Annotated in this window: 13 protein-coding genes; 11 read left to right on the top strand and 2 right to left on the bottom strand. The window is 65.2% G+C overall.

Translation table 11 applies throughout. The features are described 5' to 3' along the window. The coding region (locus ACNA0R_RS15525; protein WP_415826920.1) for a hypothetical protein at positions 1-237 on the bottom strand (237 nt) is incomplete at its 3' end. Between the two features lie 2 nt (positions 238-239). Continuing rightward, positions 240-1,544, bottom strand: a complete 1,305-nt coding sequence (locus tag ACNA0R_RS15530) for an MFS transporter (protein WP_415826921.1) — start codon at positions 1,542-1,544, stop codon at positions 240-242. Between the two features lie 42 nt (positions 1,545-1,586). On the opposite strand from ACNA0R_RS15530, the gene ACNA0R_RS15535 reads away from it, so the two are divergent. The 11 genes from ACNA0R_RS15535 (at position 1,587) to ACNA0R_RS15585 (ending at position 12,097) form a co-directional block, all read left to right on the top strand. Continuing rightward, positions 1,587-4,304 (top strand): ATP-binding protein, encoded by a 2,718-nt coding sequence (locus ACNA0R_RS15535; RefSeq protein WP_415826922.1) that lies wholly within the window; start codon positions 1,587-1,589, stop codon positions 4,302-4,304. 135 nt (positions 4,305-4,439) lie between these two features. Next, positions 4,440-5,078, top strand: a complete 639-nt coding sequence (locus tag ACNA0R_RS15540; RefSeq protein ID WP_415826923.1) for an OmpW/AlkL family protein — start codon at positions 4,440-4,442, stop codon at positions 5,076-5,078. A 172-nt stretch (positions 5,079-5,250) separates the two neighbouring features. Further along, on the top strand, positions 5,251-5,844 hold the full coding sequence (locus ACNA0R_RS15545; RefSeq protein ID WP_415826924.1) for a chromate transporter: 594 nt from the start codon (positions 5,251-5,253) through the stop codon (positions 5,842-5,844). Continuing rightward, on the top strand, positions 5,841-6,371 hold the full coding sequence (locus ACNA0R_RS15550; protein WP_415826925.1) for a chromate transporter: 531 nt from the start codon (positions 5,841-5,843) through the stop codon (positions 6,369-6,371). Before ACNA0R_RS15545 ends, ACNA0R_RS15550 begins: the two co-directional genes overlap by 4 nt. A 108-nt stretch (positions 6,372-6,479) precedes the next feature. After that, positions 6,480-7,316: an ABC transporter ATP-binding protein gene (locus ACNA0R_RS15555; protein ID WP_415826926.1), complete on the top strand. Its 837-nt coding sequence runs from the start codon at positions 6,480-6,482 to the stop codon at positions 7,314-7,316. After that, complete coding sequence (gene mlaE, locus ACNA0R_RS15560; RefSeq protein WP_415826927.1) at positions 7,313-8,113, top strand: lipid asymmetry maintenance ABC transporter permease subunit MlaE; 801 nt, start codon at positions 7,313-7,315, stop codon at positions 8,111-8,113. The genes ACNA0R_RS15555 and mlaE overlap by 4 nt, the downstream gene beginning before the upstream one ends. Before the next feature lie 12 nt (positions 8,114-8,125). Continuing rightward, a complete protein-coding gene (gene mlaD / locus ACNA0R_RS15565; RefSeq protein WP_415826928.1) occupies positions 8,126-8,638 on the top strand; it encodes an outer membrane lipid asymmetry maintenance protein MlaD in 513 nt (170 codons plus the stop codon). A 116-nt stretch (positions 8,639-8,754) separates the two neighbouring features. Then, positions 8,755-9,639 (top strand): MlaA family lipoprotein, encoded by an 885-nt coding sequence (locus ACNA0R_RS15570; protein WP_415826929.1) that lies wholly within the window; start codon positions 8,755-8,757, stop codon positions 9,637-9,639. Positions 9,640-9,735: 96 nt separating this feature from the next. Then, entirely contained in the window at positions 9,736-10,371 is a 636-nt protein-coding gene (locus ACNA0R_RS15575; RefSeq protein WP_415826930.1) for an MlaC/ttg2D family ABC transporter substrate-binding protein, read from the top strand. Positions 10,372-10,484: 113 nt separating this feature from the next. Next, entirely contained in the window at positions 10,485-11,282 is a 798-nt protein-coding gene (locus tag ACNA0R_RS15580) for an ABC transporter ATP-binding protein (RefSeq protein WP_415826931.1), read from the top strand. 35 nt (positions 11,283-11,317) lie between these two features. Further along, on the top strand, positions 11,318-12,097 hold the full coding sequence (locus tag ACNA0R_RS15585) for an ABC transporter permease (RefSeq protein WP_415827056.1): 780 nt from the start codon (positions 11,318-11,320) through the stop codon (positions 12,095-12,097). Positions 12,098-12,172: the final 75 nt, after the last annotated feature.

Genomic DNA, 12,172 nt, shown 5'->3' on the forward strand with positions numbered 1-12,172 from the left:
GTNGCCGTTCTCATCGCCCTGATGTTCACGAGCAACCATGACTTGCGCGTCGGGGCATCGGAACCCCGACTCTCCACCGATTCTCTTCCCGGATTCCTGCATCCAATTACTCCACGCCTGGGGGGTGACCACCCCACCACTCGGGCTTAGAGCTTGCGCAGCCGTCGCGAAAAACACCAGCGAGAATATCGCGATCCGCTTATACATACGGTCTCCTTGCAGAATATCCACGAGCATCGTTACCACTCCGCACGCTTCCCCAAGCAGTGCACGACAAGGCCTAGCATCGCCAATGCGCCGCCGAACAGGCACGCGGCAGACCAGCCGCCCAATCGCCAACTGATGCTTGCGCCCCAGGAACCGGCCGCGCCACCGACGAACATGCCGGTCATGAACAAGGTATTCAGCCGGCTTCTGGCCTCCGGACGAAGCGCGTACATCACATGCTGGTTGGAAATGAGCGCGGACTGCTCGCCGAAATCCAACAGGATGATGCCGGCGATCACGCCAACGAGACCGCCCCAGAATCCGAGCACCAGATAGGACAGAAGCATAAGCAGGCACCCAAGCCCGATAACGGCATGGGGTCCGCGACGGTCGGCCACGCGGCCGGCGAGCGGGGCAATCAGGATACCGGCCGCGCCAACGACGCCCATGAGGCCCGCCACATCGGCGCCCAGGCCAAAGGCCTGGTGCAGCCGCAATGCGAGGATCGTCCATAGCCCGCTAAAGGCCCCGAACAACGCGGCCTGGATGAACGTCGCGCGGCGCAATAAAGGCTCTTCCCGCCACAATCCGACGAGCGACTTCATGAGACGGAAGTAGCCATGGTTGGTCAGGGGTTCGCTGTGCGGCAGCCTGGCCAGCAGCAACACCCAGGCGATGGCGGTCGCCGACGCACCCAGCCAGAATGTCGCACGCCAGCCCCAATGATCGCCGGCGAAACCGCCGAAAGCCCTGCCCAGCAGCATCCCGCAAAGCACACCGCTCATCACGATGCCGACCACCTGGCCACGGCGGCCGGGGGCGGCCAGCGCTGCCGCGAACGGTACGATCTGCTGGGAAACCGATCCCGAAACGCCCACTACCGCCGACGCGATCACGAGCGACCAGGCGTTCGGGGCGGTGGCCAGGAATACCAAGGCCACGATCAGCACCGCCCCCTGCCAGAGGATCAATGTTCGCCGATCGATCCTGTCTCCCAAAGGGACCAGAAAAAACAAGCCGCACGCAAAACCCAGCTGCGTCGCCGTCGGGACCAGGTTCACAAGATCGAGGGCATGCGGGAATGCCTGCTGCAACAGCTGCAGGATAGGCTGGCAGAAATAGATATTCGCCGCGAAGATACCGCAGGTCACCGCCATCACCGCCAGCAGTGCGGCGTCGAGCCGATGTGCCGATGCGGGTTCCTCCAAGGCAGCAGACCGCGTTCGCGCCGCGCTGCCCGCCGTTTTTTGCGACATGGCCAGGTTCGAAAGAAAGTAAAGGAGCCGCCATGGTGACGCACCGCCGGCGGCAAGTCCTTGGTCTAGAATTTCAGACATCTGAAATTCATATGGACTCGGGTAACCCTGCGATGTGACGACATGCCTGCCAGCACGAACACACGCCATGAAACGCCGACGCACAGTCCTGGCGCGCGCGACGACGATATGGTGGCTTTCGGCCGCTACCAACTGTTCCCGCATCTGCGGCTGCTGCTAAAAGACGGCGTACGGCTGGACGTGGGAGAACGCGCGCTGGACGTGCTGGCCCAACTCCTAGGAACACCCGGCCAGCTGGTATCCAAGGATGCCCTGCTTTCCCGCATATGGCCGCGGGGCGTCATCGAGGAAAACAGCTTGCAGGCGCAGGTATCGTCACTGCGCCGGGTACTGGGCGAGGACCGCGACCTTATTGCAACGGAGTTCGGGCGCGGTTATCGGTTTACCGGCTCGGTGCGGTCTCACCGTGCCGCGACGGCGTCGATAGGCGAGCATCAGGCACGGGTCGACCTGCCGCGGCCCCGGTCTCCCTTGATCGGCCGCATCGACGAGCTGCTGGAATTGAACCGGCTGTTGGCTACGCAGACGCTGTGCACGCTCATAGGTCCTGCCGGAATAGGCAAGACCCGCTTGGCGATAGAAGCCGCGTCCGAATCGAGCGCCGGCTTTCCCGATGGCGTCTACTTCGTCGACTTGTCCCAGGTAGGCAGCGCTGCTTCGGTATCTCCCGCTATTTCCAGCGCGCTGGCGGGGCTGGTCGGGACGGACACACGGTCGGCGTCTCACCCGGAAAGAGCGTTGCTGGTGGTCGACAACTGCGAACACCTCGCGTCAGCCTGCGCGGCAGTCATCGAGCGGCTTTTGCAATGTGATTCCCGGCTGACCGTGCTGCTCACCAGCCAGGCCCGTTTGGGGCTGGATGGCGAGCAGGCCTACCGGCTTCGCCCTCTCGCCCTGCCGCCGCATTCCATCAGCGCACAGGATGCAAGAGACTACAGCGCGGTTGAACTGTTTGTCCGCCGCATCATTTCCGCGGACTATCACTTCGCGCTCACCGAAAACAATGTCGGGCAGGTGACGGCGTTATGCCGGGCCCTGGACGGGGTGCCATTGGCGTTGGAAATCGCCGCGGCTCGCGTGCCATCGCTGGGCCTTGCGGCGGTCACCGAGGATCTGGCCCGTTCAGCCGGATTGCTGACAGCGCAAAAACATCGGAGCGCGGGCCGCCACCGCACGCTGGGAGATGCCCTGACATGGAGCTACCGGCTACTTGATCCGGTGGAACAAACGGTATTCCAGGAACTGGCTATTTTCCCCGGCGATTTCACCCTTACGGCGGCCGAAGACATCGTCTGCGCGAAGCCGGAAGGTTCACCCAGGCTGGTCGATGTGCTCAGCAGTCTCGTTGAAAAGTCACTGATCACCTTGCAGACCGGCACCCAGCCGGTTCGCTATCGCTATTTGGCCATGCTTAGGGCATACGCCTTGGAGCAGCTTGCCGACCGCGCGGCCGCCATGGCGGAAAAGCATGCGCGCCATGTCGAGCAATTGGTTGCGCAAGCCCGCCGGGATTGGATGTCCTTGCCGACGACGCAATGGCGTCGGCAATACGAGCACCACATCGACGACATCAGGTCGGCCCTTGCCTGGTCGTTCGCGGATGACCGGCGTCGCGACCGGGGGCTGCGTATCCTCGCCGACTCCGCGCCATTCTGGATACAGCTGTCGCTGCACGACGAGTGCCGCCAGAGGATTACGAACGTGCTGGAAGAAGCGCCGGTGCCTTCCATCGGGGCGAACCGGGAGATGATGCTCCAGGCAGCGCTGGCCACCTCGTTGACCTGGTCGCGCGGCCCGGTTCCGGCCAACGGGCAGGCCTGGACCCGAGCCGCCGATCTCGCGCTGCAATTGGACGACATCGAAACGCAACTGCAAGCCCACTACGGCTTATGGCTGTTTCATCTTCGCAGCGGCCGCTACGCCCGGGCCCTCGAACACGGTGAAAACATGGCGGCCGTGGCCCTGGAACATCGCGACCATGCCGCCCTTCTGACAGCACGCCGCCTGACCGGGACCGCCCGGCATTTCCTTGGCAATCACACCGAAGCCTTGGCTGAAATCGAATCCATGCTCGACGGCTATGCGCGCGACGAACGCCATGGTTCCCATTTCAGGTTCGGATTGGACCAGCGTGTGGCAGGCTGGGCGTTTCTTGCCCGTATCCTGTGGCTGACGGGGAATACGACCAAGGCTCGCCGGGCTGGGCAGATAGCGATCGATGAGGCCATGGCACTGGACCACGCCTGCACCCTGTGCTGTGCGCTGGCGGAAGGCAGCTGCACCTTGGCGGCACTTTCTGGAGACGTCGAAGAAGTCGCCCGCGTATCGAAGCAGCTCAATCAGCTGGCGGGAAACCATGGCCTGGCGTTCTGGGGACTCTATGGTTCGGCTTTCGCGCTTTGGGCGCAAGTCTTCCAGGATCCCCATGCCGTCTCCGCCCTGGAGCTTCGATCAGCGCTGGAGACGCTGCAGGCGTGTGGGTTCGACCCGGCTTATTCGGTGTTCTTGTGCGACTACGCCAACGCGATGATCGAACAGGGGGATACCCAGGAGGCCGCCAGGCTTATCGATACCAGGCTGGCGGCTGATGCCGCCGCGGGACAACTCTGGAACGCCGCCGAACTCCTAAGGATCAAGTCCCTGACATTTGCGGATAAGCCCAGGCCACGGGCGCAAAAGTCGGCAATCCTGCGACGAGCGTTGGCGCTGGCCCGCGCCCAAAATGCAAAGGCGTGGGAGTCCAGGCTGGCCTCCGATTGAGCAAGCCGCGCGGAATATGTGGCGCCGTAACGACGGCGCCGCCTTGCCCATCCGCCCGTTGACGCAGATCAAACCAGGGGAGGTAGCACTCGGCGAACCTGACGGCTCACCAAATGACACACATGGAGAGCCATCATGTCCCCCCTCATCGCGCACTCGCGCGCCGCTGTCCTTGCCGCCCTGCTTGCCGCCGCCTACGCCCTGCCCACGTACGCGCACGAAGCCGGCGATGTGCTGTTCAAGGTCGGTGCGACGCAGGTACGCCCCAAGTCCGATAACGGCAGTGTCCTGAACGGCGGTGTCGATCTGGACGTCAGCAATAGCGTGCGCCCCAGCTTCACCCTGACCTACATGGCCACGCGCAACATCGGCGTCGAACTGCTCGGCGCCTGGCCCTTCGAGCACGACATCCGCGGCAGCGGCGGGCTGGGCAAGATCGGCTCGACCAAGCAATTGCCGCCCACCTTGAGCCTGCAATGGCACTTCCTGCCCGACAGCACGGTGCAGCCTTATGTCGGCGTCGGCGTCAATTACACCCACTTCTTCGATACGAAGAGCGAAGGCGCGATCAGCGGGTCGGATCTGAAGCTGCAGGATTCCTGGGGCGTGGCGGCGCAGCTGGGCATGGATGTGAAGATCAGCGAGCGCTGGTTCATGAACGCCGACATCCGCTACATCGATATTTCGTCCAAGGTGAAGCTGGATGGCGAGCGGATCGGCACCGCGCGCATCAATCCCTGGGTCGCGACGATCGGCTTCGGCTACCGGTTCTAGACCTCGCCGGCCGCGCCTCCCCGGCCGCGCCTGGCCAGGCGCGGCCGATTGTGGCGACGCATATGTCCCGCATGGAAAGGCCGCGATTTATTTTCGCGCGGGCATGCCGTTAAGTCGGAAGACAACTGGCCGCGGGTAAGATTGCGGCTCATTCTTCATCGACCGCATCATCGTGCGTCCGTCCGCCGCAACTTCCGACGTCGCCGCGCCAGTCCAGGCGCCGACCCTGGGCGAAATTTTCACGGCTTTCGCCAAAATCGGCCTGACCAGCTTCGGCGGCGGGCTGAGCGGCTGGATGCTGCGCGAATTCGTCCAGGCGCGGCGCTGGCTTACGGAAACCGAATTCCTGAGCGGCCTGGCACTGGCCCAGGCGTTTCCGGGCGTCAACGTGGTGAACCTGTCGATATGGATAGGCTTTCGCCTGCGCGGCGGCCGCGGCGCCTGCCTGGCGGCGCTGGGCATGATCGTCCCGCCGATGACATTGGCCATCATCCTGGCCGCGTTGTTCGCCGAGCTGTCCCATTCTCCTACCGTGCATGTAGTGCTGGCCGGCATCGCCGCCGCGGCGGTCGGCCTGTCCCTGCAGATGGGCTTGCGCGCGGCCTATCGCGCCGCCACGGGCGCAATTCCCATCCTGATCATGGTCGCGGTCTTCGGCGCGGTATTCCTGGCCGGATTGCCGCTGCTGTGGGTGGTCGGCGTAATGGCGCCGCTGTCCATCCTGCTGGCCTACCTGAGGCTGCGCCGGGCCGGGGAAGGATCATGACGGGCGGCGCCGCGCTGTGGGACCTGTTCACGGTGTTCGCCCCGCTGTCTTTCCTGACCGTGGGCGGCGGACAAAGCGTGGTGGCCGACATCCACCGCCAGGCGGTGCAGGCCTACAGCTGGATGAACGACGCCCAGTTCCTGGACCTGTTCGCGCTGTCGCGCATCACGCCCGGACCGGGCTCGCTGCTGGTCACCCTGGTAGGGTGGCAGGTCCAGGGCATCCTGGGCGCGCTGGTGGCGTCCTTCGCCATCTTCGTGCCCAGCACCGTGCTGATCTATGCGCTGGCCCGGGTGTGGCAGCGCTACAACGGCCGCATCTGGATCCGCGCCATCGAAGCCGGCCTGGCGCCGGTGGCGGCCGGCATGATCCTGGCGGCCTCCTGCACTATCCTGCGCGCGGCGGAAGGCGGCGCCTGGGCCTGGGCTGTCGCCATCGCTTCGACCCTGCTACTGCTGCGCACGCGGGTCAGCCCCTTCCTGCTGCTGGGCGGCGGCGCCCTGGTTTTCCTGGTCGCCCTGCGCTAAAGCCAAGGATCAGCAAAACCACACGGCGCACCAGGGAAAGCACCAGTAGCGGCACGCTACAATGCACGGCTTGCGGGGACGGACCGTCCTCTCCCAACCTGCCACCGTATGCCGACCGACCCAGATACCCGCCGCGGCTCCGCCCTGCAGTTCGCCGACGTTTCCCTTGGATATGGGGACTTCACGGTATTGCAGGGCATTTCCATGACCGTGGCGGCCGGGCAGGTGGTCGCGGTCATGGGCGGATCCGGCTCCGGCAAGACCACCATGCTGCGCGCCGCCACCGGCCAGCTGCTGGCCCGCGCCGGCACCGTGCAGGTCTTCGGCCGCGACATGAGCCAGGTATCGCCCGCGGAACTGGAAGGCCTGCGCAAGCGCATGGGCGTGCTGTTCCAGCAGGGTGCGCTGTTCACCGACCTGGACGTCTTCGAAAACGTCGCCTTCCCGCTGCGCGAGCATACGGATTGCAGCGAAGCGCAGATCCTCGAACGCGTACTGGACAAACTCCACGCCGTCGGCCTGCGCGCCGCCGCACACCTGAAGGTATCGGAAATCTCCGGCGGCATGGCGCGCCGCGTCGCGCTGGCGCGAGCGATAGTGCTCGAACCTGAACTGATCCTGTACGACGAGCCCTTCGCCGGGCTCGACCCGATTTCCATGGGCATCACGGCGCGCCTGATCCGCGACCTGTCCGACCGCCTGAAATGCGCATCCGTGCTGATCACGCACGACGTGCAGGAATCCTTCTCTATCGCCGACCAGGTCTACCTGGTCGGACAAGGCCGCCTGGTGGCGGCCGGCAAGCCCGATGCGCTGTCGGCCTCCACCGATCCCTACGTACGGCAATTCCTGCACGGCGAGCCGGACGGCCCCGTGGCCTTTCATTATCCCGATACGCCGGCCTTCGACCGCTGGCTCGCCCGACAAGAAGGACGCAAGCCATGAGCGAATCCAGCGCCGGTTCCGCCGGTCCGGTCGGCCGCCTGGGCGGCTGGGTCATCGACCTGATCGGCGGCATTGGCTATTTCACCCGGTTTTTCGGCACGCTGCTCGCCAAGAGCGGCATCGTCCTGCGCCGCCCGCGCCTGGTGTCGCAGCAGGTCCATTTCATCGGCAATTATTCGCTGGTCATCATCGCGGTGTCCGGCATGTTCGTCGGCTTCGTGCTGGGCCTGCAGGGCTACTACACCCTGCGCCGCTACGGCTCGGAAGAATCGCTGGGCCTGCTGGTCGCCTTGTCGCTGGTCCGTGAACTGGGCCCGGTCGTGACCGCGCTGCTGTTCGCCGGCCGCGCCGGCACCTCCCTGACGGCGGAAATCGGCCTGATGAAGGCCGGCGAGCAGTTGGCCGCGATGGAGGTCATGGCCGTCGACCCCATGCGCCGGGTACTGGCGCCGCGCCTGTGGGGCGGCATCATCGCCATGCCCATCCTGGCCGCCGTGTTCTCGATGGTAGGCATCATGGGCGGCTGGCTGGTCGGGGTAGTGATGATAGGCGTCGATGCGGGCGCTTTCTGGTCGCAGATGCAGGGCGGCGTCGACGTATGGGACGATGTCGCGAACGGGGTGCTGAAAAGCATCGTATTCGGCGTGGCCGTCACGCTGGTGGCACTCTACGAAGGATGGCAGGCAAGGCCGACGCCGGAAGGCGTGGCCCGCGCCACCACCCGCACGGTGGTGGTGGGTTCGCTGGCGGTGCTGGCGCTGGACTTCCTGCTTACCGCCTTGATGTTTGGCAACTGATACGGATTTCTCATGTCACGTCAAAAAACCGATTTCTGGGTAGGCCTGTTCGTGCTGCTCGGCGCCGCCGCCCTGGTGTTCCTGGCGCTGCGCGCCGGCAATCTCAGCGCCTTTTCCTTCGCGCCCACCTATGACCTGACGGCGCAGTTCGACAATATCGGCGGCTTGAAGGAGCGCGCCGCGGTCAAGAGCGCCGGCGTGGTGGTTGGCCGCGTCAGCCGCATCCGCTTCGACGACAAGAGCTTCCAGGCGGTCGTCACCCTGAGCATGGACTCGGATTTCAAATTCCCCAAGGACTCATCGGCGGCCATCCTGACCGCGGGCCTGCTGGGCGAGCAATACATCGGGCTGACGGCGGGCGGCGACGACGCCGACTTTGCGAACGGCGACAAAATCCGTTATACCCAGAGCGCGGTCGTTCTGGAAAATCTGATCAGCCAATTCCTTTACGGCACGGCGGAAAAGCAAGGATCCGCCCCCGCTGGCGGGGCGTCCGCGCCGCCGGCGCAGCCGCAATCCCATTGATCCAGCATCCTTGCACCGATGCGAACGTGAAAGCCGCGCCCAGGGGAAGAGGGGAAGGCGCGACAGAAATGGACGCGATCGGCCGACTGGCTGTCACCGCAAAAAAGACGAATCAAATGAAAAAGAACACCCTGACCCGCATTTTCGCCATGGCCGCCGCGGGCGTCGGCCTGGCCGGCTGCGCCACCGTGCAGAACCCGGATCCGCGCGATCCGTGGGAAGGCTTCAACCGGGGCGTCTATACCTTCAACGACAAGGTCGACCGCGCCGTGCTGCGCCCCATCGCCGTGGGCTATACGACGGTGACGCCGCAGCCGGTGCAAAGCTGCATCCACAACGTCTTCAATAACTTCGCCGACATCTGGGCGGCCGCCAACAGCATGCTGCAGGGCCGCGGCACCGACGCCATCAACACCTTCGGCCGCTTCCTGTTCAACACCACCATGGGCGTGGGCGGCTGCTTCGACGTCGCGACCGCCAACGGCGCCAAGCGCATTCCGAACGACTTCGGCACCACGCTGGGCGTGTGGGGTGTGGGCCAGGGTCCCTATGTGGTGCTGCCGTTCTGGGGCTCCAGCACGATACGCGATACGGCGGGCCTGGCCGGCGATTTCGTCGGCAATCAGTGGACCAGCGTCGGCGCCATCGACAACGTACCCGTGCGGAATTCGCTATATGGCCTGTGGGCGGTCGACCGCCGCGCCAGCCTGCTGGACGCGACCGATACGGTGGACCGCGTGGCGCTGGATCCCTACAGCTTCGTGCGCGATGCCTACCTGCAGCGGCGCGCCGCCATGGTGCTCGGCCGCAAGGCGGACAGCAGTCTGCCCAACTATGACGACGAGGGCGATGACGACACCACGTCGGGCAGCGGCGCTGGCACGGGCGCCGCGCCGGCCCCCGCCGCGCCGGGCATAGGCGGTGCGGGCGGCGGCACCGTGGCGCCGACCGGCACGGCCGTCCCGGCCAAGGCCCCAGCCACGGCGCCCAAGCGCCAATAAAGAAGGGCGCGGACGTGCGCCGGACAGGCAGGGCCGACAGGCCCGCGCCCGCGGCGCGTTCCCTGCCTTCCTTACCCGAACTCTGAAGGAGCAAGCATGCGGTTTTATCCCCTTTCCCTGTTGCAACGCCTTTGCCTGACCGGCCTGACGGGTCTGGTTGGCCTGGCCCTGGCCTGGCAGGTCCACGCGGCGCCCAATCCACAGGACCCGCCCGAAAAACTCGTACAGGAAACCGCCAACCAGACGCTGCAGGTGCTGAAAACCGACGGCGGCGTCAAGAACGGTGACCTGCGCCGGGTCAATGAGGTCGTCAATCAGTACATCCTGCCCTACGTGGATTTCGAAAAGACCACGCGCCTGGCGGCCGGCCGCTACTGGCGCCAGGCCACGCCGCAGCAGCGCACCGCGCTGGCGGACGCCTTCAAGGGCACGCTGGTCCGCACCTACAGCGGCGCGCTGTCGCGCGTGGACAACGGAACCAACATCAAGGTGACCGGCTCCAATATCGACGGCACCGACGCCGTGGTTCGCAGCACGATCAACCAGTCGAACGGCCAATCGGTGGGCGTGGATTACCGTTTGGAGCAGACGCCGAACGGCTGGAAGATCTACGACCTGAACGTCGAAGGCATCTGGCTGATCCAGAACTATCGCAACCAGTTCGCGCAGGAAATCAACCAGAACGGTATCGAGGGGCTGATCAAGGCGCTGAACCAGCGCAACGCGCAATAAGGCGGCAGCGCCGGATCCTGGACGACCCTGCGCGGTCCGGGGCCATGCCCAGGGAAAACCCGGGCGCGGTCTTATAATGGCGGATTGGCTCTTTCCGGGCTGTTCCCCGCATCATGTCCGCCGTCCGTCTCCAGAATGTCTCCAAAACCTACGCCCCGCGCCAGCCGGCCTGGAAGAAATGGCTGGGCCGCCCCGCGGCGCCGGGCTTCCAGGCACTGAAGAACGTCAGCCTGGACATCCAGCCGGGCGAGTTCTTCGGCCTGCTGGGCCCCAACGGCGCGGGCAAGACGACGCTGATCTCCGTATTGGCCGGTCTGGTCAAGCCCAACTCGGGCAGCGCCAGCGTGTGCGGCCACGACGTGCAGACCGACTACCGGCAGGCGCGGCGCGCGCTGGGCGTGGTGCCGCAGGAACTCGTCTACGACCCTTTCTTTACCGTCCGCGAAACGCTGCGCAACCAGTCCGGCTATTTCGGCCTGCGCCGCAACGATGACTGGATAGACGAGATCCTCTTCAATCTGGGGCTGACCGACAAGGCCGACGCCAATATGCGCGCCCTGTCCGGCGGGATGAAGCGGCGCGTGCTGGTCGCGCAGGCGCTGGTGCACCGGCCGCCGGTCATCGTGCTGGACGAACCGACCGCCGGCGTTGACGTGGATCTGCGCCGCACGCTGTGGGAATTCATCTCGCGCCTGAACAAGGCCGGGCACACCATCATGCTGACCACCCATTACCTGGAAGAAGCCGAGGCCCTGTGCGGCCGCATCGCCATGCTGAAGGCGGGCCGCATCGTCGCGCTGGATACGACGCCGGCGCTGCTGGCGCGGGTGGGCGGCGTGGACCTGGAAGACGCCTTCGTACGCATCATGCACAGCGAAGACGATGCGCAGCTGACGGAGGTCGTATCGTGAACGCGCCCGCCCCGCTGGGTTCCATCGGCTCGCCCATGCTGGACGCCGACGTGGCGGCCGGTTCCGGCTTTCCCACGCTGCTGCGCAAGGAGCTCCTGCGCTTCTGGAAAGTCAGCTTCCAGACCATCGCGGCACCGGTCATCACGGCGCTGCTTTATCTGCTGGTGTTCGCCCAAGTGCTGCAGGACCGCGTGCATGTGTACGGCACCGTGCCGTACACATCCTTCCTGATCCCCGGCCTGATGATGATGAGCATGCTGCAGAATGCCTTCGCCAACCCGTCATCGTCGCTGATCCAGAGCCGCATTACCGGCAATCTGGTCTTTATCCTGTTGCCGCCGCTCTCGCACCGGGACATCTACTTCGCCTACGTGATCGCGGCGATTGCGCGCGGTATCGCCGTCGGCCTGTGCGTATGGCTGGTGGCGCTGTGCTTCATCCCGCTGACGCCGACGCACCCGCTGTGGGTGCTGGTCTTCGCGGTACTGGCCTGCGGGATCATGGGCAGCCTGGGCGTGATCGCCGGCCTGTTTTCGGAGAAATTCGACCAGCTGGCGGCGTTCCAGAACTTCCTGATCATGCCGGCGACCTTCCTGTCGGGCGTGTTCTATTCGATCCACACCCTACCGCCGTTCTGGCAGGGCGTATCGCACTGGAATCCCATCTTCTATACCATCGACGGCTTCCGCTACGGCTTCTTCTCGGTGTCCGACGTGTCGCCCTGGCGCAGCCTGGCGGTGGTCAGCTGCGTATTCCTGGCCCTTGCGAGCTACGCGATCCGCCTGCTGGCCAGCGGCTACAAACTACGGAATTGAAGACCAGACCCACCCCCGAAGCGCTACGCGCTTCCCCCTCAAGGGGGCGATGCCAGCGGACCGGCAGAGCCGGAT

The organism is Bordetella sputigena, from assembly GCF_965137885.1.
GTDB classification, from domain to species: Bacteria; Pseudomonadota; Gammaproteobacteria; order Burkholderiales; family Burkholderiaceae_B; genus Bordetella_C; species Bordetella_C sputigena.

Bases quoted from the DNA above. Each gene is read 5' to 3' on its own strand.
- ACNA0R_RS15530 (WP_415826921.1), bottom strand. From the start codon at position 1,544: ATGTCTGAAATTCTAGACCAAGGACTTGCCGCCGGCGGTGCGTCACCA.
- ACNA0R_RS15535 (WP_415826922.1), top strand. From the start codon at position 1,587: ATGCCTGCCAGCACGAACACACGCCATGAAACGCCGACGCACAGTCCT.
- ACNA0R_RS15540 (WP_415826923.1), top strand. From the start codon at position 4,440: ATGTCCCCCCTCATCGCGCACTCGCGCGCCGCTGTCCTTGCCGCCCTG.
- ACNA0R_RS15550 (WP_415826925.1), top strand. From the start codon at position 5,841: ATGACGGGCGGCGCCGCGCTGTGGGACCTGTTCACGGTGTTCGCCCCG.
- ACNA0R_RS15555 (WP_415826926.1), top strand. From the start codon at position 6,480: ATGCCGACCGACCCAGATACCCGCCGCGGCTCCGCCCTGCAGTTCGCC.
- mlaE (WP_415826927.1), top strand. From the start codon at position 7,313: ATGAGCGAATCCAGCGCCGGTTCCGCCGGTCCGGTCGGCCGCCTGGGC.
- mlaD (WP_415826928.1), top strand. From the start codon at position 8,126: ATGTCACGTCAAAAAACCGATTTCTGGGTAGGCCTGTTCGTGCTGCTC.
- ACNA0R_RS15570 (WP_415826929.1), top strand. From the start codon at position 8,755: ATGAAAAAGAACACCCTGACCCGCATTTTCGCCATGGCCGCCGCGGGC.
- ACNA0R_RS15575 (WP_415826930.1), top strand. From the start codon at position 9,736: ATGCGGTTTTATCCCCTTTCCCTGTTGCAACGCCTTTGCCTGACCGGC.
- ACNA0R_RS15580 (WP_415826931.1), top strand. From the start codon at position 10,485: ATGTCCGCCGTCCGTCTCCAGAATGTCTCCAAAACCTACGCCCCGCGC.
- ACNA0R_RS15585 (WP_415827056.1), top strand. From the start codon at position 11,318: ATGCTGGACGCCGACGTGGCGGCCGGTTCCGGCTTTCCCACGCTGCTG.